Below are 23,420 nucleotides of genomic sequence, written 5' to 3' on the forward strand. Positions count from 1 at the left end.
TTACTTCAAATAATTATTTTGCATGGATGCTGCCAGTAAAGCCGGCATTAGCCAGTAATTCGGTTGTTTCATATAGTGGTAAACCAACCACAGCAGAATAACTGCCATTAATAGTTTTCACAAATTGTCCGGCAATGCCTTGAATACCGTAACTACCGGCTTTGTCTTGTGGCTCGCCGGATAACCAATAGCTTGAAATTTCTTCTATTGTCAGTGCTTTAAAAGACACTTCTGTACTTATAACTTGACCTACTACACCTGAAATACTTGCCAGAGCAATAGCCGTTAATACCTGATGTTGATTATTGGACAACAAAGTTAATGTTTTAATGCAATCAGCTTCATTATCAGGCTTTCCTAAAATATTCCCATCAAAAACCACGCTGGTATCTGAGCCTAAGACATGACTATGTTTTTGTTCAGCTTGGGATAGTAAAGAAAACACATGTTGTGCTTTCTGTTTTGCTAGGCGTAATACGTAGTCATGGGCAACTTCATCTTTAGTTACTGTTTCATCTATATCACTGGGTTGAACAGAAAATTGATAACCTAGTTGTGCTAATAACTCGCTGCGTCTTGGAGACTGCGAGGCTAATATTAGCTTTTGACTTGTGTTTATTGAGTTAGCTATTGGGTTGGTCATAAAAAACAAATACAGCTAAAATAGCTAGCCCTTAGAGTGAGTAGAATGATTGAATGCAGGATTACTTAATACGGAAGTGGCGACGTACGCGACGTAACAATAAAAATACCCAAGGCCAAAGTACTATAGTGGTAATCACTGGATATAAATAATTAGGCAGGAAGACAACATCACTTAAAAAGCGCTGTAACCAAAATACTACCAGATGATATTGTGCGGAAAGTACACCGATGATTAATGCTTGCTGCCAAACGGAGAAGTTTCGAATTTTTTGAAAGTTAACCACGATAATATAAACCGATAATGCCATAGCACAAGCATGCACCCCTAATACAGAACCAAGTAAGACATCAAGAATAAAACCCATTACCCAAGCCGTAATAATATTTACTTTATTCGGTAAAGCTAGGCACCAATAAACCAATACAATTAAGACCCAATCGGGGCGAAACGCATCAACACTCAGTGGCATAGGAGTAATACTGGCCATTATAGCTATGAGCAAGGTCAACAAAATCACGATGCCATTATTGCTAAACATTATGACTTACCTGCTTTGCTAGAGTTTTTTAACGAGCCAGAGTTTGTCTTTGATGCCTCTGCAGAGGGTTCTTTTGTCGTTTCTTTAGAAAGTAATAACATATACCGTAACCTATCAATTTGCGCTACCGGCTGGCTGTAAATAGTCGCAAACTCACGGGATTCATCAGTACGTACTAACACAACACGAGAAACAGGGTAGCCCTCTGGATATTTGCCACCTAAACCTGAGGTGACTAACAGATCACCTTCTTTGACATCGGCACTGTGTGCGACAAAATTATGTATAAGTCGGTCTATCTGACCGCTGCCTGAAGCAATAAGCCTTAAGCCATTACGCTGAATACGTACCGGGATTGCATGTGATATATCACTTATTAGAATAACTCTCGAACTACTGGCACCTACATGTAATATTTGTCCAACAATGCCTTTTTCATCAAGTACTGGCTGGCCTTCATAAACGCCATCATTTGTACCGCGATTAATCACTACTTGATGCGAATAGGGATCGCTATCAACAGATAATATTTCGGCAAACATTTTTTTAATTTCACCACGAACGGGTGACGACAGCAACGAACGTAAGCGTTCATTTTCTTGGCGAACAATATCGAGTTGCATTGCTTGTTCATGAAAAAACAGCTCATTTTCACGGAAATGTTGATTTTCTTTCATTAATTGCTGACGAATAACAATATTTTCTGATGCCCAAGTCATCATTTGTTTAGGCGCATTGGCCATATATTGCAGAGGGCTAACCAGTGACTGTAAATAACCACGGGCAGTTTCAAAGCTCGCCATTTTATGATCGAAAAAAATCAAGGCTGCAGAACAAAGCAGTACCAAAGTAAGCCGCTGCGCTGGTGATGTGCCTTGATTAAAAATTGGGTTCATAAAAAGTCAGTTATGAAGAGTGTTGTGCAAAGACACAACTGATAAAAATAAAGCTGAGATGTTTTTGCAGCTAATGACTCCAAGTACAAAGCAATAGCACGGAGTTGACGCTAGTCAATGAGTACTTTTTCTGAAGTCATTGGAGTCATTAGCAATAAAAACTTCCAGCGGCTATTCGTATGAGAACAGATCACCACCATGCATATCAATCATCTCTAGGGCCTTACCGCCGCCACGAGCAACACATGTTAATGGATCATCAGCAACAACTACTGGAATGCCTGTTTCTTCCATTAACAAACGGTCAAGATCTTTTAATAATGCCCCGCCGCCAGTTAACACCATACCGCGCTCTGAAATATCAGAAGCTAACTCTGGTGGTGACTGCTCTAAAGCAACCATAATGGCACTAACAATACCAGTTAATGGCTCTTGTAATGCTTCTAAAATTTCATTGCTGTTTAACGTGAAACTGCGCGGTACACCTTCAGCAAGGTTACGACCACGTACTTCAATTTCAATTAACTCTTCACCAGGGTAAGCTGAACCAATTTCATGCTTAATTCGCTCAGCCGTGGCTTCACCAATTAAACTACCAAAATTACGACGCACATAGTTGATAATAGCTTCGTCAAATTTATCGCCACCAATACGTACTGATGATGAATAAACCACACCGTTTAGTGAAATAATGCCAACTTCGGTAGTACCACCACCTATATCAACCACCATAGAACCCGTCGCTTCAGATACCGGCATACCTGCACCAATAGCCGCAGCCATTGGTTCATCGATGAGATAAACTTCACGAGCGCCAGCGCCCATTGCAGATTCACGTATGGCACGACGTTCAACTTGTGTTGAACCACAAGGAACACACACTAAAACTCTTGGACTTGGGCGTAAGAAGTTGTTGCTATGCACTTGTTTAATGAAGTGCTGGAGCATTTTTTCGGTAACAAAAAAATTGGCAATTACACCATCTTTCATCGGACGTATAGCTTCAATATTACCCGGTGTTCTACCTAACATAGCTTTAGCGGCAACACCAACGGCAGCAACACTTTTAGAGCCACCTGAGCGGTCTTGACGAATAGCAACTACAGAAGGTTCGTTTAATACAATACCTTGGTCTTTTACATAAATAAGTGTATTGGCGGTACCAAGATCAATGGAAAGATCGTTAGAAAACATGCCGCGTATTTTTTTAAACATAAGCTCAAAATGTCCTGTAGAGTGCTAATTAAGAAGACGCTGTTAAGTTGCGAATAACAGATCGGATAATCATACCTTAGTATTTGTCTAATGTGTTGCTTTTTTAAAAGAAAGCACTAAAGAAAAGTCAAAAAAATGAGACACAAGTCTCATTTTCATATCTAGTAGTATTTGCTTACTTTATTTATCTATCTCGCGCTGATAAATAATACGGTCGTTACCACGAAAAAGACCGAATGTTAATTTTGCTGTCGGGTTATTATCAAAATCACTGTCATTATTCCAATCATACTGCAACCAAGGTGGCACTTGGTATTCAACTTCAAGTGAACCAATCTTACCCGCCCCTGGCGCAGAAAAAAGTAACCATTGATATAAGCCACTGACAAAACTTTTATTTAGATCGGCAAAACTTGCATCTGTATCCGTAGGTACCAGGTTATCAAAACCATCTAAGTCAGCTAAACGGTAATTCCACAGAGGCATCCCTCCATCACCTATATTGCCGGTAAGATCTTTAACACCGACAGAAGGAACTAAGCAGTTTTCTTCATCGTTTGTTATAAAATTAGTACCGTCAAAGTGCTGAATAAACATGGTTACCGGTAAGTTTGACGTTTCAGGGCCATAGCTATTTTCAAGTAACCACCTACCAAAATGTACTTCAACTCCGGTAGTAATGACTTTCTCTGTAGCGATAATATTTGTATCACTGCCGCTATAGAGTTTTACCTCGTCACCATCTTCGACACTTGTAACAAGAAAAGGGATATTAACTGAAAAAGGTTGCAGTTTTGAGTGTTTGTTATGTTCATAAATAAAGTGGTCTTGCTGATTAAATGTGTATGAAACAAAGTCATTTGTACCAATTGCATCAGGCTCATCACCTGCACTCATATTTGCGCTAAGCTGAACCTTTTCCAAAGGTACTGTTGGAAAAAGACGAGGCATTGAATTATCAGCTGTTGGTGCAGGTATTGTGATGCCTGATGAAGTCAACTTCATATAGCCATCTTCTGTGTAGTTTTTCGTGATATTACCACTTCGATTAAATGCCGTTATGTGTATGGTAGGTGATAAGAAATCCGCATATGAAATAGCACCAACGGTATTGCCACTATTATCTCTAGTTTGTCCTGCATATGCCCAATCATCGGTCTCTGGATAGGTAATAAGATCACAGGTCGAATAGTGATAAGCGCTCAGTTCTCCGTGAACTCCAACAGTCTGAGTAAAATATGCAGGTATAAACCTACCAACATCGGCACTACTTTCAGCTTTATATACACCGGATCCATAATTGTTGTCTCGGATATAGAGCTTAGTTAATCCTACCTCGCTATAGGTTGCAGTATTAAACTCATACTTACCATTTAAATCAAATACCACCTCTGCTGCGTCAGAGTAACCTAAAGACCCATCATTAAGCTGACTAGAAATACTCTCGCTATTACTATATTTCAAGGTGCCTTCAGCACCTCCAGATGTAGGTCCTGTCCGCTCAAGTTGTAATTGAGCTTGTTGCGCAATGTAGTTAGTTGTTGCATTGTTGTCAGCATTCTCGGCAGTGAACGATATGGTAAAATCATCTCCTGCAACCTGTTTTTTAGTTGTCGGAGAAGTAGTGGTTGTATTATCTAAAATTATACTGCCATTTTCTGCAACAACAGAAAAGTGATGTGGACTGACCCAAAAATCATTCGATGAACCTTCAATGGTAAAACTAGGGTTACCACCACTAGCGGGTTCAACATAACGTGCATATAATTTTACTTGCCCTGCATCGTTATATTTATTGGTCCCCAAATCAGCAATAGAATTAGCAACAAAATTTAGCGATATTGGTGTGTAATCATTTACAGTGCCGGCAAGATTTTTATCAATCTCAGTGCCTGATATAAAATATTTATTTGCCGTACTTCTACTAGGCGCAATATATTCCATCGCCATATCGACCGTTTTAGATCCTGACAATAAGTCAGTACATACACCATTTATATCTTTGACCGCTTGAATATTAATACCTGAAAAATCTACACCTGCAACTTGATCATCTATAGTTGAAAATACAAAACCAGCATCTAGAAAGGTTACATCGCAATCAGTTGGATAACCGTTTATACACTCATAAGTTTGATCTAAGCTTAAAGAAACCACTTCTACCTTGGTATGAACATAATTAACATCTATCTCACCGCCAACCACAATAACATTTTTTGTTAGCACGATATTATTAACTGGATCAGTTACAGACAAAACTACATCTATAGCGTCAGTATTTAAGGTATTACAAGATGCATCAGCACAAGCTTTAATTGTAATTAAATCTGCTTCACAGGTTAAGCCCTGACCATTTTGGCTATTTATTTCAAAGTGATCGATCACTGAACAACCGTTGTTATCATTCATATCAATTTGAATTTCGCTCTGGGTCAGAACTTTTTTATATATTCTAACTTCATCATAATTACCACGTGATGAGTAAGGTGAGGCAACAGGGGAGTTCCCTGTTTGAGTATAGTCTGATGAATTATCGCCAAACACTATCTGGTCCAGTTCCCCCATAGCACCATTGGTATTTTTGGTTTGTTGAATTTGCAGTGCTCCATCAACATAAATAGCGAAGTCATTAGCAAGATAATCCCATGTTACTGTTAAGTAATACCAAGTATCTGCCTGACGATTATTAGTTGATGATTCAATTAAAGAAAAATCAGCATCAACTGAATCTTCAAAGGCAAATTTTAGTCGGCCATCCTGCTGTATTTCAAAAACAAAGTATTTATCCGTTGCATTACTTCCGGAACTGGCATCAAACAAGACTCTTTCAAAGTCAGTATTCCAATTTATTGTGCTGTTAAACCAAAAACTAATGGTGCCACGTAAACCAACACCTTCATCGAGATCTAGTTCAGAACGAAAGGCAGTCCCAGTATAATCAAAACGATTATAACTCACACTATCAAAGCCTCGGCAATATTTACCATCTGCCATAGATGCTCCTATAAATGGAACATCTGCATGATTATCTAAACCACTAGTATCATTAATTTGGACAGAGATATCAGTTTGTTCAAATTGATAAAATGCTAATAATCCTGAACAGGAAACTGAAGCACGAGTACTACCGTCATAGTCATTAGCAGCTAATTGGTTGTCATAGATGGTTAATACCTCTGAGGCGTCAAGGGCTACATCATAAACAAGGAACTCATCCAAAGGCGATCTGAATCCCTGAGGGTTACTGCCATTTATCTCATCAAGCGAAGTGCCTATATATTTTAATGTACCAGATGGTGCCCTATTAATTGTATCTTCAAGCACGCCATCAATATAAAGCTGAGTGTTCCCCGCAGAATAGACTAAGGTTAAATGATGCCAATTATCATCCAAATTGGAGAAAGAGAACTGACCATTACTCGCACTACCGCCATCCCAAACACCCCAGCGCCAACTATTATTTCGATCAATATATAATAAGTCACCACCCGATTGCATCGCTCCCAAGATAAAATAACGGTTACCAGTAATTGAAGTAGGTTTCTTAAACCAAGTTGATACAGTGAAATCTGTAGGTAAAGGAATCGAAGTTTCAATGTGATGGCTTGCATTGGAGATATCAATAAAGCGCTCTATTTGACCATTTTCGCTAGTATTTACGCTAGAAAAAGCAGTCGCGTGATAACTGCCTATTTGATCTAATACTTCAGAAGTAGCACCAGTATAAGCACACTCATCAAATTGGTAATTTGCAATAGGTATTACGGGCGCCGCTGGAACAGGGTCACAATAGCCATGAGGATTAAAATCATCTAAATCGCCTAGATTGTAAGTTAACTCTACGCGCTCTTCAACGGTAAGCTTATCGGTAATTACCGTAAAGGCACCATTAATAGTTACGTCTTCATTTATCTTAACTTCTTCATCTGCAACAATATAAATAAAGGCGTTTAAAATTGAATTTTTACCGATCTCAACTTTTTTATCAGTTTTAATGACCAATAACACTTCTGCAGGAGTATTAGTGGCATTACCTGTAACATTTAAGCGGGTATTTTCAGGCAACATAATATCATTGCCATTACTTTCTATATATATGACGGCAGTACCAGAGCTATCATCAAAAGTAACTGAGGTACGACTAGACTTCCAACTACTATATAAATTATATTCCTCGTCAGATAAAGAGCCACGATTAAACTCTCCTAAATTAGAGCCCCCTGCAGGAATAGTCGGTAAACGCTCCTGAGTAACATTTTCGATGCTGCAGTTACCCGGATTACACTGAACGCTGCCTTTTATTTCAATTGTACCAATGTTACCAAAACTTGCTAGCGGACCACTACCCGGAAATAAGACATCACAACTTAACGGTGGAGTCGGTGCTCCAGTGTTACCACACATACCATTAAAATCCGCACTGTCAATTGCGCTTTGATCATAATTAATATTTACTGCTGGATTAGTACTAAGTCCAACTTCAGATGCTATCGCACCATTTATTTCAACATTACCCGTAACACTTACGTCACCATAAGCATAAATGATGGCATTAATTTCAGTATTACCACCTGTGATATCTAACGAGCCACTTACTATAATAATAAGGTCTTCTGGATTACCACCAACATTGATTTTTGCATTACTCCAAGCGACACTTCCCGAAAGGTATAACCTTGCAGAAGTTTCGGTTATTGGGGTTGATGTGACGAATATCTCTTGCTCCTGCGCATTAATTTGATGCTGGCTATCGCCTAATGAAAGAGATTGTGGATTTATTAAAAAGCCATCCACAGGCGAGAAAATTGGTACATTGATAAAGCCTAACCCTTGTGCTGCTACGTTTTCATTAGTAGCACTTGGAAAAATATCTAGGCACTGCGCAGCATAAACTGCAGGAGTATAAATGACGGTGAACCAGAGGATTAATATAAGGCGAATTGACATTACAAACTCCTCGCTTCAACTTGAATAGTGCGACTGCCCAACACTTCTTGCGATACAGTTTTACTGCTGGTGAAAATAATGCATATTAAAATGCTAGCGAATAAGGTCAGTATAATAACAAATAAGGAAAGCACCATAGAGCTACCGTGCTGTGTAGAGATAGTAAGTAAATTAGTGTGTACTTTATTTTCAGGCAATTGCTGATAACGAATAGACATATTGGCGTTAAGGCTTCAATTCATATGGCAGAAGTTAATACAAAGGTAACGCTAAGCACCTATTTTTGCAATAAAAAGCATAAAAAAAGCCCCATGATACGGGGCTTTGGATAAAGGTTTTTTATTACTTAATAAACTTATTTATAGCTATAACATAACTCTAAAGAATAATTTAAGCTGACTTGTTTTTTAATTTACTTTGCAAAATGATAAAGGCAACTGCAAAAAGAAGAATACTTAAAGGCTCTGGAATTGGTGATGGAGCAACACCCGTAGTCAAAGCTTCTCTTACATAGAAAGTTTCGAACCCTTGCAGTAAATCAGCCAAAAAATGATTAGGATCAGTCAATTCACTACTTAAGGCATCTGGACGGAAGTTATCACTGTCTACATGTTCATATTCAGAGTTAAAAAATTTCGCTGCCTGTATTATATCGCCATTATCCGCAGTAAAATCAGCTATTGTAAGCTCCGTTTTTAAAATAGTAAGTAAGGTCTTATCAGCAAATATCCAGTTTTTTTGTAAATCTGGGTTGTATAACGTATTTCCGCCAAAAGATTCAATGTTTACAGGAGAAACCCACGCCCAATCATAACCTTTATAATTGATATAATTGATATCCAATAACCCACCGACAAGGTGATCTTCTGCATTACTAAAATCACCAGAATCTAACTCAGCTTGAGTTAAGTTTGTGATTAAGGTCGCTTGCGAAATCGACGAAAAAACAAAAAAAACAAAAAACAGTAACCCATTTACAACAAACTTATTCATTTTACTACTCCAGGACGGGAAAGATAACACTCAACAGCATAGAGAATGCATATTCTAGGCCAAAACATAAAAATAGTTTTGTTACAGTAAGTTAATGGTTTTATCGATTGAACATCAGATAGGATTGTAAAAAAAAATGACACTAAATTCGCAATGTAATAATCATTGTAAACGTCGCGCTTTTATTTCAATTGTTCTAGAAGTAAATACACCGGCTACATCACATTGGCCGGTACTAGTTACAGTATAGTAGGTGATTTCATCCACTGTAGGGCCCTCTACGCAATCAACAACGGAGGCTTTACAATTTTCTAGGCCTTCTATGGCAGAGTAATCCCAAATGCTACCAGCAGTACAATTGCCAGTGCCGGGTAATAGAGGGAACACTTCACTTAGCTTTCTTTGTGCGCCAGCTTGAGCTGCTTGATACGCTCTAGTACCTAAGACTTCATAAACGATGGTTTCTGAGCTAGAGCTGATCATTCTAACCAGAGCTGCGCCTAATAAAGTAACAATAACCATAATAAAGAGTGCAAGTACCATTGCACTGCCACTTTGTTTGTTGGTTATTCCTAGTTTCATCGGTAAATTAAGGAACATTTAGCACCTGTATTTCATTATTAAAGCTCACTTGCTCATTATTTTTTTCTAATAATAAATTTATTTGCACCATGGCATTTCGTTGTAGCGTAGCGGGAGTAATTTCAAAAGGCAGATTAACATTATGAATATCTTGCGCTATTGGCACGTTATTTCTTGTCAGTATCTCCCCCACTAAACAATAGCTAACCGTGTCATTGGCATTAATAAAGTAGATCCTTTGGGTGGGCGAGTCTTCTGAAAATTGCACACTACTATCTAATGTGACAACCCGTATATCTCCTGGAGAGCTAATACTACTCACATCGAAGACTTTATTATTGCTACCGTATACATCATCAAAGTTTAGCGGATAAACAACAACACTCCAGTTGCTATTTAGTGCCCATATAAATGTATCATCGAATTCAATTACATCAATAGTATTACTCGTATCTTCAGGTGCTACAGGGATATCGATATAGGTTGTACTTGCGAGTATTGGCGACATCTCTAGACATAGATTTGCATTTGTTAGCCTTAAACTATTTGGCAGTGCGTTTCTAACATCTCTATTTAAACGCTCAATTGCAAAACGTGTCGAAGATATTAATTGCTCTCTCGTAGTCGCTTCGATATAAATTTGAGTGGCAAACTTAATATAACTACTAACCGCCGCAGCAAGTACACCGAGAATGATAATCACAGTTATCATTTCAATCAAGGTAAAACCAGATGATCCTTTACCTGTTAGTTGCTTCATCAGAAATTTGCTCGGTAAGTTGAAAAGCTCATTGAAAAATCTGTCGGTGTGGTAATTGTGACCGTAATTAACTTAGCTGTTTTATTATCTCCAGAACAAGTGCCATCATAATTAGCATCATTACAAACAGTTATAATCATCTTATAACCAAGGTATAAATCTAATTTATCACCTTGTGAATTCTCTATCTCATCTGAGTCATAAGTTAAGCCATTATAATCATCAACATCATCGTATAAATCCCGAGTGTATTCATTATTATCATCGCGTCCATCACTTCCATCTTCAGGTCCTAAAAGTGAAGATGGGGTGCAAGAAGTTGAGTTTTCTCCACAACGAACTATGCCTCCGGCCATATCTGATTTCTCATCAAAGGCTTTATTTTGAATTTCATTCAGTACTGATTGCCCTAATTCAGCGGCTTTTACTTGATGTAATTGATCTGCACTTTGCTGGGCAACAGGATGTATCAATGTGGTTAATACAGAAAAAGAAATAGCTAAAATAACAATACCCACTATTGTTTCTATTAAGGTAAAACCCTTATGATTGCCTAATTGAGGATTACGGGATTGCATGAATAAAGCCTTCGGTATTAATCTCAATTTTTACAGAGCTTTCCCCGGCAATAGTTATCTCAACCTTGCAAGGATCTTCTACAATACAACCCTCTGGTTTACCCAAATGAGAAAAATTGAAACTAGTTAAACCTTCAGAAATAGCAAAACTAACATTATGTTTGGGGTCAACAATAATTGTGGTGGTATCACCAGCGTAGCAGACTGTATTGCTGTTGTTAGTGTCTGTATAACAAAATTTTGGTGGCGGAGCTGGGTTAGTTATTCGACACTTATCAACAGCAATAGGATCAGTATCCTGCAAGCCGATGATATTTGGGTTTAGTGATGATTGCATTTGAATTTGATGACAAACTGTATCTGTAGTTTGCTGCATAGAGCGTAGTTGAATTGCTCTTAACTTGGTAATTAACTCATCTCGGTATGTGTATTCTTCAAAGCCATTTGAGCTAAAGAATTTAGGCAACACTGTTACCGCCATTATTGATATCATAATGATAACAACAAGCAACTCTATTAGAGTAAAGCCAAAGTCATAATGGCAGTTAATGCTATTTGACTTGAATGCTTTCATTAAACACAATCATTGACTTTAAAAGTTGGGCTTAGGCCAACATCATCTGCTGAAGTATAAACGACAATGCAATCATCATTTATACTCGTTGGCACAACATCTTTTCTGAAATTAATGACAAAAGTCGTAAAATTTGTCCCTATCGTTGTATACCTATAAGTTGAGTCATCACCTACAGAGTCAAGCTCTAATAAACGCTGAAATTGCGAGAAAACTCCAATCGGGTAGCCGTACACTACTAATAATTCCCCACCGCCTATAGTGTCACCAATATTAACAGTGTTGTCTAAGCTAAATGGTTCTTTGTGATTACCTTTCACTATAGATTTGCCATAAACAAGCGCTGAAGAACTTTGCATTGCAGCCTGTATTCCCTGTAAAGTTGAGGTTTGTGCTTCTGCTTTTAGGTTTATGAATTTAGGCACAGCTGTCACAGCTAATATGCCTAAAATGACAATCACCACAACCAATTCAATTAATGTAAAACCTTTATTCTTCATTATCTCTCTCTATTGAGCCCGGTCTACTTATTTGTATAAATAGCGACCTAAGATTAGAAAATTTGGCCGATAGTATTTACAACAAAATATTATTAATATCTTACAACAATTTGACGATAAATTGTATACTCAATCATCGTATTCCCCCACAAGAAGTTATTTTGACTTTACTCCCCTATTTTAAGTTTTTTCTGGTTCTTTATTTTCTTGTTGGCATGCACGTTATCTTAGATACCCCTGGCGGTGTTGGTTTATATTTTTCATACAATATTATAGCCTGGTTAATAACCTCAGTACTTATCGGACTAGGACTGTGGCAAATCAGCCTAAATAAGAGAGTCTATTATAGCAAAATGCTGCTATGGCTCACGTTGGGCTGTGCTTGTTTGATTATACCTATTTTTTATCATTTTGAATTTACCGATCATGCCATCCCTCGAGTTTTAGCCTTAGTCGGTGGGTTACTATTTCTATTTTCGCTTTATCAATTTAACCTTTCAAAACACGATGCACTTCATTTGCTTGCCGTAATCCTTATTGCGGTAGTTATTGAAGCTATTTTTGGTCTAGTGCAGTTTTTTATCTTTGCCGAGGGTGACTGGGGAGGTTATATCGTTGGTAGTAGTCGACCGCATGGCGTATTTTTACAACCTAATGTTATGGCAAGTTTTATGGCAACGGGTTTTGCTATTGCAAGTTTTCTCTCAGTAAAGGTAAAACTATTTACTAGAAAAAATAAGACAAAATACGCATTTAACCTACTAATAATGCTTAGTTTGTTTGTGACCAGCTTTTTATTAGTACTACTGCAATCGCGTACCGGTTTTGTCGCTGCAATCGCAGTTTTATTACTTACCTGCCCGTACTTATATAAAAAACACAAAAAGCAGTTATTCACTAATTTAATCGTTATCTCAATTGCGGTGCTAACTGCCAGCATTAGCCTTGAAAGCTCAACAACACCAACCCGCGGTCAACAAGTCTATGAAAACGTTGGTGTACGTGATGTTATATTTATTGTCAGTGCTGACATGATTAAAGAAAAACCACTACTTGGTTACGGTTACGGTGGTTTTGAGCGGGGCTTTATTGATCACTTTAATAAGTATGCTGATACACACCCCGACATAGGTAATACCATTACTCGCCTATCGCATCCTCATAACGAGGTGCTTTTTTGGGTAGTTGAGGGTGGAGTTATTGCCTTACTCGCCTTTGTATTTTTTACCATCGGCTTTATATGTACTTGGCGTAAAATCCCCTTAGACAAGGGGTTGCTACTGCTCGCCTTGGTAATACCAATACTGTTACACAGCCAGTTAGAGTTTCCTTTTTATAGCTCAGTCGCTCATTGGTTGATATTTTTGATCCTGCTTTGGTTGGTTGACAGGTATGCTTTAGCTGAAAGTGAAGAGCATAAGTTTGTCAATTGTCCACAAACTTTTTTAATACGGTTTTTTGCGATCTTAATTCCGACTATTTTCATTCCTTTTTTAGTCACCACCATACAAACGGCAAACATATTAGTAGAACATGAAAAACATGCCACTGACCCGCGGGCATTAGAGCGGTTAAACGAAATAATTAACCCCATTGCCTGGAAAAGTCGTTTAGATGCCGCTGTTTATGCCCATATTTTAATTAGTGGTGTACGTGACAAAGATGTAGTTAAACTTAAAAGCTACTTAGATTGGGCATTAAAACGTATTAGACATAAACCTAGAGCAGTGCTTTATGTTAATACCTTATTAGTATTGAAGGCACTTAATCAAACACAAGCCTACCAGCTATTGCTTAAAGAGGCGAGACGTACTTACCCTCAAAAAGTTGATTGGCAAGATAGTATATTAGAAGCTAAGAAGTCTAAAGGATAATAGGTAACTTAGCTTTGACATAACTTGGCTTTAGTTATTACATTTTGAGTAGAATTAATTTTTGAGGAAATTTTGTCCTGAGTATAATTAATTTATCGGCAGAGTTCAGTTCTTAGCATAGTTAAATGTGAAATGAGTACTACTGTCTGGCACACAATATTGTGAAGTGAGCTCAACACCTTACCCAATCAATATGAGAGTATGATTACACTGACTCCTGCCTCAAGGGCAACAAAACAATATATATTATAACTATATACCCCGGCGCTTCCCATAGCCTTATAACATTTACAACATTTCATCGACAACTGAAGTACTCTACTTTCGATTATTTGTAAGAAGAATACTAAACTAATAGGCACAAAAAAGCCGAGCGTTACTCGGCTTTTATTTACTAATTCCCTTGAAGGGTTGGCAAATAATTAACAGTCTGTTGTAACACTCTTGATTACAGGTTTAACATTTTTATCTGTTGTTGGAGTATAATATGCGTAACATTCAGCAGCAGTAGCAGCTTTAGCATGAGTATAAGTTGCCGCAGTACCAGAGGTACCCAGAATAAAGTCACCAACACTCAACTCTGTATCAATATCCATCAATAAATCAATTGATGTAGCATTTGGATATGTATCTTCAAACGTAATAGATTGACCAGCGATACTAATAGTTCCATCAACTGTTCCATCAACCAATGCTTTAGCATGCGCCATATCCGCAGCTGAATTTAATGCACCTTCAACAGCTTGTACAACTGATGATTTCGCATCGCTGGTTAAATCAATAAACTTTGGTGCTGCTGTTACCGCTAAAATGCCTAAAATAACAATAACTACCACTAATTCAATTAAGGTAAAACCTTGTTGACCTGTTTTTACATTGATACTACTTTTCATGTTTTTTCCTCAATTTACGAACAAAATTAATTTAAAGTGTTTACGCTTTATCATTTATATAAATAATAACTGAACTATTAGCTGGTTGGTAGCTAAAACTATTACCGATAGTTATTAAATCTGAAGGGGCAAGGTAAGCACCATCACTATCACGTTGTAAGGTTTCTTTTAAGTGATAATGACATAAAGTATTGGCTCCGCTACTCGAAACATTGGCTAAATACCTAAAGCTGCCATCATTATTAATATCGGTAACACTACTGGCAAGTAATGGTGGTTGTTGTAATAAACTATCCCATACCGAAATGCAGTCAGCAATTTCCATAGTTTTTCCATTAATACCAGCACCACTGTTGGTGCCAACTATATAACCTGGGCTAATAGTCGGTGAAGTACTGTCATCAGAACTTGTTAAATAAACCACAGTACCATCATAATTAACCATATTTACACCAGCAGTATCTTTTGGTCTAGCTTCTGCTTCCCATTGTGAACGAGCAAGTGATACACCCGTGGCAAAGCCACCGGCCATGCCTTCAATATTAGCTTGTTTAGCTTGTTCTGTTAAATCGACAAACTTGGGAATAGCTGTTGCTGCTAAAAAACCCAGAATAACTACGACAATAACTAATTCAATTAAAGTAAAACCTGTTTGAGCAGTGGGACGAATAGCTGCTTGAAGTTGACTTTTATTGATAGTGTCGTTATGGGTAATGCTATTTATCATTGAAATAACCTTTTCATATTAGATAACGCTATGAGTAGTGATTCATAAACATTAGCTCAAAATTTTTATCTAAAACATTTAAGAATTTTAATATTAACATTATGGACAGTGACAGACCACTTTTCAATAGCCAATAGCTGTAATTACTTGTGACTGCTAAATAAATTGTCATAGAATTAAGTTACAGTGATCATCTACTCATTAACAACTTAATTAACCTGACGTACTTTACCTGTATCACTACGATAATCAAAAGACTGGCCATTAGCAATACTATAACGGCATAAGCGGCCGCTTTTCAAAGAATTATTTTGTATTTCAATGGCGACCACTGCTGATTTAACAACTTGTAACGGCATTGTTAAGGTTTGTTGCCATATTTTATGACAAGCTAAACTTAAATGATTATTATCAACCCAACCTAATTTATTTACCTGAACATATTGTTTCTCTTTACTATTCATACGGCTTAATACCACTGTATTAGGCTGTTTGTCCATCAGCCATTGGCCATGAATAACATTTATTTTACTAGTAAAGCTTTGCGCCAAACCAACAAAAGCAGTATTGGTTATTTGTTCTTGTTGACTAAAAAAAAGATCCAGTAAGAATTTCATCATTACCACAATAATAACCACAACAATAATAAACTCAACGACTGAACGCTGCCTTTTATCAGCATAACTAGGTGGTTTCGCCATGATATTCACAACTAACCTTGCATAGCCGAAGCCATGTCCCACATTGGAGTAAATATACCTAACGCTAAGATGAGTACCATTACGGCAACAACAACCAATAGTAACGGTTCAATTCTTGCCGTTAATGTGGCTAAGTCATAATCAACTTCACGTTCATAATAATCACCTACTTCGGCGAGTAATTCATCAACGCGACCTGTTTCTTCGCCAACGGCAACCATTTGTAAGACCAAAGGGGTAAATAAATTACTTGCGACAGAGGATCTTAATAAGCTTTCGCCACTTTCTATGCTTTGACGCATCGCGCTAATTTTATCTTGCATGTAGGTATTATCAACTGCTTCTGCCACCAGTGTTAATCCTGTTGTCATCGGCACACCTGCCTTTAACACTATTGCAAAACTGTGAGAAAATCTCGCTAAAATAGAGCGCTCGATTATGCTACCAATAATTGGAATTTTAATTTTCCTTCTATCCCATTGATACCGCCCTTGCTTGCTTTTAAGAGATTGGTTTATCATCAAGAAGATTAAAACTACGCCAAGTAACATATAGTGCCAGTAGTTAATAAATAAATTTGAGCTAGCAATAATAAACTGTGTTGGCAGTGGCAATTCAGCCCCCAAGCGAGAAAACATATTGGCAAAGGTTGGAATAACAAAAATATTTAGAATAACCATGGCTGCAATTAACGCAATAACCACCATACTTGGGTAACGCAACGCCGCTTTAATACGTTTTCTAGTATCTAATTCACGCTCAAGGTAAGAGGTTAATTTCAAAAAAGACAGATCAATTTGACCGGTATTTTCACCTACGTGAACTAAAGAAACAAACAGGTGGTCAAAAATCTTGGGATGATGATTTAATGCTGAGGAAAATGTATAACCCCCTTCAAGTTGTTTACCAATATCTGTCAGTGCTTTTTTTAAAGTTGCAGAGTTTGCCGATTCAACCATGCCATTTATTGCTCGTAAAATAGGCACGCCTGAGCGCATTAACGCGTACATCTGTCGACAAAAGATAATTAACTCTTCTAATGAAACTCGACCGTTGTTAAATAACTCAAAGATATCAGTACTGCCAACACTAGTGTCACCGCTTTTATCAGCGACAATAGAAATAGGGGTAATGCCTTTTTTAAATATTTTTTCAGCCGCAGTATCTATGTTAGCTGCTTCAATACTGTCTTTTACTTGACTACCGTTGGCATTTCGCCCGGTATAATTAAATGAGGCCATAAAACTCTCTATGTTTTAACGTATGTTATTTTTCAACTAATCAACACTCAATTAATTACTTACCCGGAAATAAACTACCTGTAAATAAACTGATTAATTAATATCAATGGTTTCAACTAAACGTAATACTTCTTCCACGGTTGTAACCCCTTGTACCGCATAATCAAATGCTGCTTTTGCCAGTGGCGTAAAGCTAGGGCTCTCCTTAGCTAGCTTACCAAATAATTCACTATCATTGCGCTTTAAAGCCGACATCATGCCTTCATTCATTTCAAGCAGTTCAAATACCCCTATACGACCTTTATAGCCAGTATATTGACACGTTTGACAGCCCTTCCCATGCATAAACTGAGCATTTCTCGCGACCTCTCCCGCTAAGTTATTTAGCCAAAAGAGTTCTTGTTCATCCGCATGATATTGTGTTGAGCAAGAATCACACACTCTTCGTACCAATCGCTGAGCAACGATAGCGCGCAGGGCACTACCTACTAAGAATCCTGCTGCGCCCATATCAATTAAACGTAAGGCGCTAGTAATGGCATCATTGGTATGTAACGTTGATAATACTAAGTGACCTGTTATCGCACCTCGAAGTCCGATCTCTACAGTTTCTTGGTCTCGCATTTCACCCACCATCATAATATCGGGATCTTGACGAAGCGCAGTTCGTAAAACACTGGAAAAGGTTAAATCAATCTTCGTATTTACCTGTACTTGGTTGATACGAGGTAAACGGTATTCCACCGGGTCTTCCACGGTAATAATTTTTTTGCTGGCTTCATTGAGTTCACTTAAAGCGGCATAAAGGGTAGTTGTTTTACCACTACCTGTTGGCCCTGTGACCAATACCATGCCATGTGGACGATGGATTTGCATGCGAACACGTTTAACAATATCGGCTGGCATACCCGTTTGTTCGAGTGATAATAAACCAGCTGATTGATCTAATAATCGCATTACTACCGACTCGCCATATTGCACTGGCATAGTCGACATACGCACATCAATATTATGACCACTGATATCTAAATTAAAGCGTCCATCTTGTGGTATCCGCTTTTCGGATATATCTAAACCAGACATCAACTTAAGACGTAACACCATGGCCGAGGCAATTTTATTCTCTTTAAGTATTTTCTCTTGCAAGACACCATCAATACGCTGACGAATACGCAATTGGTTTTCTTCTGGTTCAATATGTATATCTGATGCACGCATTTGCACCGCATCTTCAAACACTGATTGCAGTAGTTTACCAACGGTAGCATCACCACCTTCATCAAGAAAAGTGGTGGCTAAATCAAAACTCGATGACTCTTCGTATTCTTCTTCTAACTGACTAGCAAATGATTCAATTTCCGCTGTACGTCGGTACAAGCTATCAAAAGCATCAAACATTTGTGATTCCATCACCACTGCAAGTTCAATACGTTTAGGCGCTAACATGCGCTCTAACTGATCTAGCCCGCTTAAATCAGCAGGATCACTCATACCTAATAAAATAGAATTACCACGGTCTTCAATGATTAGCGCTCTTAAACGCCTGGCATGAACTTCTGGTAATAGACTGGCGACATTAGCTGCAATTTTATGCTGGCTAATATCAAGAAACGGTACATTTAATTGCTGGGCTAAAAACTGCAATAATTGCCTTTCGGATAAATAATTAAGCTCAATTAAAGTATCACCGAGTTTTCTACCCGATTGCTTTTGACTCGACAAGGCTTGCATGAGTTGCTCATTGGAAATGATATTTTCATGTACCAATAAGTCACCTAAACGCATCTTTAATTTGGGTGCTGCCATAATTTGTCCTACTGTCCTATTGCTTGTAAACGTTGCTCAACAAATTGTTCTGAAGAAACGGATAAATCATTTTTTGTCAGTGCCTTTTTATAAGCCACAGTTGCCAAATAAAATTGGCTATTTTTGTCGTACAATACGGCTAAACCGAGATACCAACGACCCTTATCAGGTTGCATTGCTATCAATACTTCATATGCCTGAACCGCAACTTCATTTTGCTCGGCCTGCTGAGCGGTATTCGCTAACATGATTTGATATTGCTCATTTTTCAACTGAGCTAAAGGTTTTAACGAATCAAGCGCTGCCGTAAACAACCCTTGTTTTAAATAAATACGGGCTTTCATCTCTCGTAAGCCGCTATCTTTGCTATTTAACGATATACCTTGTGATAATAAGTTAACTGCATCTTGGTAGGCTTGACGACCAAACCATAAAGCGGCTAGTTTTTTACGGGTTTGACTATCACCTGGTTTGATAATTATTGCATCTTCAAGCAGTTTTTCGGCTTTTGATATTTGATTAGCTGCAAGCGCCTTTTCAGCTAGGACCAGTTTTTGTTTAGCCAACTCATCCGCCGATAATTGTCGACGTGATACCGACATCCTGTTAGCCGTAGCTTTAACTTTTTCAGTGCTGGTAATATCATGACTGTGGCTTGTTACTGAGCCAGAATGCTTGTGGTCATCGCTAATAACTTGTGCTTTTTTGGTAGGGGTTACTCTACTGATATTATTTTTTTTTATTTGCTTGGGCGGAACTTGTGGCTCAGTAATTTTAACAGCATGATTTTTACTTTGTCTTAATACTGTGGCTGGTGCAAACTCTACGGCTTGTTTTAACTTAGCAGTTACAACCTTATTTGTGTTTATCTTGGCATATACTGGCGCTGGAATATTTTCACTTACGCTTTGAGCATGACTTACATTCTGTGCAACTTTAACCTGAGAGGACTGCTGTGCCGAATTTAATTCGCTTGTTTTTTGCCCCGCTCGCAAGACCTTATTTTCAGTGATTAACTGCCAGACATAAAAACTAGCAAAACATATAATCAACATCAAAAAAGCCGTTATGCCGACAATTTTTATTGGTGAATGGGGTAAATTAGTATTCGCTGGCTGTACAGCAAGGCCATTTGACTCAGGACTTCTCTGCTCCAAATCCTTTAACATTTGATTGATAACACTCATAATTTTCCCACCACGGTATAATAAATAAAGAACAAAACACTTAGTAGGCCTAACAATGAAAAAAACAACACACTGCGTTTGCTGTTTTGTTCGATACTTTCAGTATCTTTTACCGCTGCTTTGAGTAACTTGACCGTCATTTTATAGTGCCCTTGACCATAACCAAGCATTAACATTTTATGAGATAAAATATTAACCAAGCGTGGTACACCTTTACTTACGCGAGTAATATCTTTACAAAGTCGGGCAGAAAAGAGTTCTGCCCCTTTATAACCCGCTACCTGTAATCTGTGATGAATATATTGTTGCACCTCACTGGCGTTCATTTCTCTTAATTTATAAGCAAAAGTGATGCGCTGCCTCAATTGACGAAACTCCGTTTTGGCTAGCCGTTGGTCAAGTTCAGGTTGAGCAAATAAAACCACTTGCAACAACTTGCGTGTTTCTGTTTCTAAATTAGTAAATAACCTCAATGCTTCTAAACTATCTTCCGGTAATGCTTGCGCTTCATCAAGTATTAGTACTACAGAATGCCCTTGCCCATGTAACTCTAACAAACGAGTTTGAATACGTTGAGTCAGTAATTGCACCGACATACGTTGTGCTTGTTTAACACCAAGTTCAACAGCAACAGCACGTCTTAATTCATCTGGATTTAAGTAAGGGTTAGGAATATATGCGGTGACAAAGTGTTCCGGTATTTCATTGAGCAACTTTCGACATAATAGTGTTTTACCTGTACCTACTTCACCAACAACTTTAATAAAACCCTCACCAGTTTTCAGTGCGGTAAAAAGTACCGCCAATGCTTCATTGTGCGGCGCTAATGGCAAATAAAAGTTGGTATTAGGCGTTAGCGTAAAGGGTAACTCGGCTAAACCGAAGTGATACAAATACATATTATTTCGCTAACACAACTAAGTTAAACAAATAAGCACTTAGGCTTATTCGTTGCTCTTAGCTGAATTTTCTTTAACTGCTTGGCAAACTTCATTTTTTTGAGCATAGTCAGCTACAGCACATTGCTCTTGGCACTCCGGCGTTAGTTTACCTTCATCCGATAATTCACATTCTTCAATTTCTTCTGGGAACCACTTAGTTAGCAGACTTCGCGCATCTTGAAGTTGATTTTTCCAAGTATCTTGACCAACAACAATGGGTTTCAGCATGATCACCAACTCTCGTTTTTGTGAGCTTTGTGATTTGTTTTTAAATAACTCGCCAAGGTAAGGTATATCACCTAGTATCGGCGTTTTAGATTCAATATCAACCTTATAAGTCTCAATTAAACCGCCAATTATCACAACTTCTCCCGATTGAGCACGGATAATTGTATCGGACTCTCGAACACTACTTTGTGCCAATGGTAATACTAATCTTTCACTACCAATTTCAATTACTTTTGTTTGCTCTTCGGTAATGGTTACCGACGGATGAACATGTAAAATAACACTGCCATCTTTACTAATTTGCGGGGTAACATCGAGGGCAATACCAGAGAAAAACGGTGTTAATTCCACCTCAGGTGTGGTGCTGGTTGAAGTACCTGTCGTGGTGGTACTAGATACTTCAGTAACAAAGTATTCATCTTCACCTACTTTAATAACTGCTTTTTGGTTATTAGTAGCAGTAATACGTGGGCTTGAAAGCACCTGTACATTACCTTGCGTTTGTAATAACTCAATGACACCAGAAAACTCACTGCCATTGGTTTTTTTGCTAAATGCCATAGTATTAACACCGCCTATGGTGTTAGAGATAACATTACCAACAACATTGCCCGTAGTTGAGTAGACTATTTCAGCACTACCCACTTGATCGAGCACTTTTTCCCACTTAATACCCTGCTGGTAATCATCATTAAGGGTAACTTCCATAATTTTCGCTTCGATAATCACTTGGCGATGTAAGTGGCTTTCGGTATCTTTAATGAACTTTTTCACAGCAGTAATTTCTTGCGGTAAGGCACGTACCGTCACTAAGCCGGCCTGAGGGGATACTATGACAGAGCGACCTTCACCCGTACCAACAAAGGCTGTTAATGATTCTTTCAGTTCAGTCCAAAAATCAGATTCATTTTCAGTATATAAATTGATGCCACTATTTTGATTATTAGAGCCACTGTTACCGCCCCTATTATTGCCACTACTATCATTACCGCTACTATTATTGCCGCTGTTATTGCTACTATTGTTGCCACTATTAGGATCATTTTCTGAGACTCCACCGGAATTGATAGTGGTACTCGATGAGCCAAAACGTTTTAGAAATAAATAATTTAAAGCAATAGTTTCAGTGCGTATGCCCGGAGGAAAAACTTTTACTATATTTCCCATTCTAACTATTTCATAACCATAGACGTCTTCAACAACGACCAAGACCTCTGATAGCGTGACATTATTCAAACTCAATGAAATTTGTCCAACAACATCAGGGTGAATAACCACGTTATAACGAGACCCTCTGACAATTGCTTGAAAAAAATCTTTAGCTGCAACTTCTGTTGCCGAAACCTCCAACCGTTTTTCAGCCAACATACCTTGTTTTGCCTGGTTCATACTGTCTAACATCAATTCTTGCTGAACCGAATTTGGCACTTGTGTTAACGGTTTTGGTCCATTAAATCTTTTGCTTTCTTCAATAGTCTTATCAAGATCTGCTTTTATTTCAACCGGATCATTGGGTACAGATTGACAGCCAACTAGTGCAAAGAATAACGCTGACAAAGCTATTTTAATTTTTAATTTATTCATAGGGGGGCT

The 23,420-nt window shown here is 38.0% G+C and carries 21 protein-coding genes; 1 reads left to right on the forward strand and 20 read right to left on the reverse strand.

Annotated features, from left to right (window positions below; genetic code table 11):
• Window positions 1–13: 13 nt before the first annotated feature.
• The 12 genes from GAB14E_RS10780 to GAB14E_RS25545 form a co-directional block, all read right to left on the reverse strand.
• Complete coding sequence (locus GAB14E_RS10780) at window positions 14–643, reverse strand: Maf family protein (protein ID WP_052093697.1); 630 nt, start codon at window positions 641–643, stop codon at window positions 14–16.
• A gap of 61 nt (window positions 644–704) precedes the next feature.
• Window positions 705–1,184, reverse strand: coding sequence for a rod shape-determining protein MreD (gene mreD / locus GAB14E_RS10775; protein ID WP_033082525.1), 480 nt, complete (start codon window positions 1,182–1,184; stop codon window positions 705–707).
• Window positions 1,184–2,080 (reverse strand): rod shape-determining protein MreC, encoded by an 897-nt coding sequence (gene mreC / locus GAB14E_RS10770; RefSeq protein ID WP_052093698.1) that lies wholly within the window; start codon window positions 2,078–2,080, stop codon window positions 1,184–1,186. The genes mreD and mreC overlap by 1 nt, the downstream gene beginning before the upstream one ends.
• A 171-nt stretch (window positions 2,081–2,251) precedes the next feature.
• A complete protein-coding gene (locus GAB14E_RS10765; RefSeq protein WP_033082526.1) occupies window positions 2,252–3,295 on the reverse strand; it encodes a rod shape-determining protein in 1,044 nt (347 codons plus the stop codon).
• Window positions 3,296–3,475: 180 nt separating this feature from the next.
• Complete coding sequence (locus GAB14E_RS10760; RefSeq protein ID WP_033082527.1) at window positions 3,476–8,242, reverse strand: LamG domain-containing protein; 4,767 nt, start codon at window positions 8,240–8,242, stop codon at window positions 3,476–3,478.
• Window positions 8,242–8,460, reverse strand: coding sequence for a hypothetical protein (locus tag GAB14E_RS10755; RefSeq protein WP_033082528.1), 219 nt, complete (start codon window positions 8,458–8,460; stop codon window positions 8,242–8,244). Before GAB14E_RS10755 ends, GAB14E_RS10760 begins: the two co-directional genes overlap by 1 nt.
• Window positions 8,461–8,632: 172 nt before the next feature.
• The gene (locus GAB14E_RS10750; protein WP_033082529.1) at window positions 8,633–9,235 is read right to left on the reverse strand and encodes a hypothetical protein; all 603 of its coding nucleotides are present in this window, start codon (window positions 9,233–9,235) and stop codon (window positions 8,633–8,635) included.
• A 162-nt stretch (window positions 9,236–9,397) separates the two neighbouring features.
• Complete coding sequence (locus GAB14E_RS10745) at window positions 9,398–9,835, reverse strand: PilX N-terminal domain-containing pilus assembly protein (RefSeq protein ID WP_052093699.1); 438 nt, start codon at window positions 9,833–9,835, stop codon at window positions 9,398–9,400.
• Entirely contained in the window at window positions 9,825–10,577 is a 753-nt protein-coding gene (locus GAB14E_RS10740; RefSeq protein WP_033082530.1) for a PilW family protein, read from the reverse strand. The genes GAB14E_RS10745 and GAB14E_RS10740 overlap by 11 nt, the downstream gene beginning before the upstream one ends.
• On the reverse strand, window positions 10,577–11,155 hold the full coding sequence (locus tag GAB14E_RS10735) for a type II secretion system protein (protein ID WP_052093700.1): 579 nt from the start codon (window positions 11,153–11,155) through the stop codon (window positions 10,577–10,579). Before GAB14E_RS10735 ends, GAB14E_RS10740 begins: the two co-directional genes overlap by 1 nt.
• Window positions 11,142–11,729: a prepilin-type N-terminal cleavage/methylation domain-containing protein gene (locus GAB14E_RS24145; protein WP_052093701.1), complete on the reverse strand. Its 588-nt coding sequence runs from the start codon at window positions 11,727–11,729 to the stop codon at window positions 11,142–11,144. Before GAB14E_RS24145 ends, GAB14E_RS10735 begins: the two co-directional genes overlap by 14 nt.
• Window positions 11,729–12,229 carry a type II secretion system protein gene (locus GAB14E_RS25545; protein WP_052093702.1) on the reverse strand — a complete coding sequence of 167 codons (501 nt, stop codon included), beginning with the start codon at window positions 12,227–12,229 and terminating at the stop codon, window positions 11,729–11,731. The genes GAB14E_RS24145 and GAB14E_RS25545 overlap by 1 nt, the downstream gene beginning before the upstream one ends.
• Before the next feature lie 161 nt (window positions 12,230–12,390).
• Here GAB14E_RS25545 and GAB14E_RS10725 point away from each other — a divergent pair, with 161 nt between their 5' ends.
• Window positions 12,391–14,103, forward strand: coding sequence for a PglL family O-oligosaccharyltransferase (locus GAB14E_RS10725; protein WP_033082532.1), 1,713 nt, complete (start codon window positions 12,391–12,393; stop codon window positions 14,101–14,103).
• Between the two features lie 422 nt (window positions 14,104–14,525).
• Here GAB14E_RS10725 and GAB14E_RS25550 read toward each other — a convergent pair whose 3' ends face one another.
• From GAB14E_RS25550 to mshL, 8 genes are all read right to left on the reverse strand, one after another.
• Window positions 14,526–14,996, reverse strand: coding sequence for a prepilin-type N-terminal cleavage/methylation domain-containing protein (locus tag GAB14E_RS25550; RefSeq protein ID WP_033082533.1), 471 nt, complete (start codon window positions 14,994–14,996; stop codon window positions 14,526–14,528).
• A 40-nt stretch (window positions 14,997–15,036) separates the two neighbouring features.
• Window positions 15,037–15,723: a pilus assembly FimT family protein gene (locus GAB14E_RS10715; protein ID WP_052093703.1), complete on the reverse strand. Its 687-nt coding sequence runs from the start codon at window positions 15,721–15,723 to the stop codon at window positions 15,037–15,039.
• A gap of 209 nt (window positions 15,724–15,932) precedes the next feature.
• On the reverse strand, window positions 15,933–16,424 hold the full coding sequence (locus GAB14E_RS10710; protein ID WP_033082565.1) for a hypothetical protein: 492 nt from the start codon (window positions 16,422–16,424) through the stop codon (window positions 15,933–15,935).
• A gap of 11 nt (window positions 16,425–16,435) precedes the next feature.
• On the reverse strand, window positions 16,436–17,665 hold the full coding sequence (locus tag GAB14E_RS10705; RefSeq protein ID WP_033082534.1) for a type II secretion system F family protein: 1,230 nt from the start codon (window positions 17,663–17,665) through the stop codon (window positions 16,436–16,438).
• Between the two features lie 93 nt (window positions 17,666–17,758).
• Window positions 17,759–19,471 (reverse strand): GspE/PulE family protein, encoded by a 1,713-nt coding sequence (locus tag GAB14E_RS10700; RefSeq protein WP_033082535.1) that lies wholly within the window; start codon window positions 19,469–19,471, stop codon window positions 17,759–17,761.
• 8 nt (window positions 19,472–19,479) lie between these two features.
• Window positions 19,480–20,658: a tetratricopeptide repeat protein gene (locus GAB14E_RS10695; protein WP_033082536.1), complete on the reverse strand. Its 1,179-nt coding sequence runs from the start codon at window positions 20,656–20,658 to the stop codon at window positions 19,480–19,482.
• On the reverse strand, window positions 20,655–21,557 hold the full coding sequence (locus GAB14E_RS10690) for an ExeA family protein (RefSeq protein ID WP_033082537.1): 903 nt from the start codon (window positions 21,555–21,557) through the stop codon (window positions 20,655–20,657). Before GAB14E_RS10690 ends, GAB14E_RS10695 begins: the two co-directional genes overlap by 4 nt.
• 45 nt (window positions 21,558–21,602) lie before the next feature.
• Complete coding sequence (gene mshL, locus GAB14E_RS10685) at window positions 21,603–23,411, reverse strand: pilus (MSHA type) biogenesis protein MshL (protein WP_231562045.1); 1,809 nt, start codon at window positions 23,409–23,411, stop codon at window positions 21,603–21,605.
• Between the last annotated feature and the right edge of the window lie 9 nt (window positions 23,412–23,420).

The organism is Colwellia psychrerythraea (assembly GCF_000764185.1).
GTDB lineage: Bacteria > Pseudomonadota > Gammaproteobacteria > Enterobacterales > Alteromonadaceae > Colwellia > Colwellia psychrerythraea_B.

Bases quoted from the DNA above. Each gene is read 5' to 3' on its own strand.
- GAB14E_RS10780 (WP_052093697.1), bottom strand. From the start codon at position 643: ATGACCAACCCAATAGCTAACTCAATAAACACAAGTCAAAAGCTAATA.
- mreD (WP_033082525.1), bottom strand. From the start codon at position 1,184: ATGTTTAGCAATAATGGCATCGTGATTTTGTTGACCTTGCTCATAGCT.
- mreC (WP_052093698.1), bottom strand. From the start codon at position 2,080: ATGAACCCAATTTTTAATCAAGGCACATCACCAGCGCAGCGGCTTACT.
- GAB14E_RS10765 (WP_033082526.1), bottom strand. From the start codon at position 3,295: ATGTTTAAAAAAATACGCGGCATGTTTTCTAACGATCTTTCCATTGAT.
- GAB14E_RS10760 (WP_033082527.1), bottom strand. From the start codon at position 8,242: ATGTCAATTCGCCTTATATTAATCCTCTGGTTCACCGTCATTTATACT.
- GAB14E_RS10755 (WP_033082528.1), bottom strand. From the start codon at position 8,460: ATGTCTATTCGTTATCAGCAATTGCCTGAAAATAAAGTACACACTAAT.
- GAB14E_RS10750 (WP_033082529.1), bottom strand. From the start codon at position 9,235: ATGAATAAGTTTGTTGTAAATGGGTTACTGTTTTTTGTTTTTTTTGTT.
- GAB14E_RS10745 (WP_052093699.1), bottom strand. From the start codon at position 9,835: ATGTTCCTTAATTTACCGATGAAACTAGGAATAACCAACAAACAAAGT.
- GAB14E_RS10740 (WP_033082530.1), bottom strand. From the start codon at position 10,577: ATGAAGCAACTAACAGGTAAAGGATCATCTGGTTTTACCTTGATTGAA.
- GAB14E_RS10735 (WP_052093700.1), bottom strand. From the start codon at position 11,155: ATGCAATCCCGTAATCCTCAATTAGGCAATCATAAGGGTTTTACCTTA.
- GAB14E_RS24145 (WP_052093701.1), bottom strand. From the start codon at position 11,729: ATGAAAGCATTCAAGTCAAATAGCATTAACTGCCATTATGACTTTGGC.
- GAB14E_RS25545 (WP_052093702.1), bottom strand. From the start codon at position 12,229: ATGAAGAATAAAGGTTTTACATTAATTGAATTGGTTGTGGTGATTGTC.
- GAB14E_RS25550 (WP_033082533.1), bottom strand. From the start codon at position 14,996: ATGAAAAGTAGTATCAATGTAAAAACAGGTCAACAAGGTTTTACCTTA.
- GAB14E_RS10715 (WP_052093703.1), bottom strand. From the start codon at position 15,723: ATGATAAATAGCATTACCCATAACGACACTATCAATAAAAGTCAACTT.
- GAB14E_RS10710 (WP_033082565.1), bottom strand. From the start codon at position 16,424: ATGGCGAAACCACCTAGTTATGCTGATAAAAGGCAGCGTTCAGTCGTT.
- GAB14E_RS10705 (WP_033082534.1), bottom strand. From the start codon at position 17,665: ATGGCCTCATTTAATTATACCGGGCGAAATGCCAACGGTAGTCAAGTA.
- GAB14E_RS10700 (WP_033082535.1), bottom strand. From the start codon at position 19,471: ATGGCAGCACCCAAATTAAAGATGCGTTTAGGTGACTTATTGGTACAT.
- GAB14E_RS10695 (WP_033082536.1), bottom strand. From the start codon at position 20,658: ATGAGTGTTATCAATCAAATGTTAAAGGATTTGGAGCAGAGAAGTCCT.
- GAB14E_RS10690 (WP_033082537.1), bottom strand. From the start codon at position 21,557: ATGTATTTGTATCACTTCGGTTTAGCCGAGTTACCCTTTACGCTAACG.
- mshL (WP_231562045.1), bottom strand. From the start codon at position 23,411: ATGAATAAATTAAAAATTAAAATAGCTTTGTCAGCGTTATTCTTTGCA.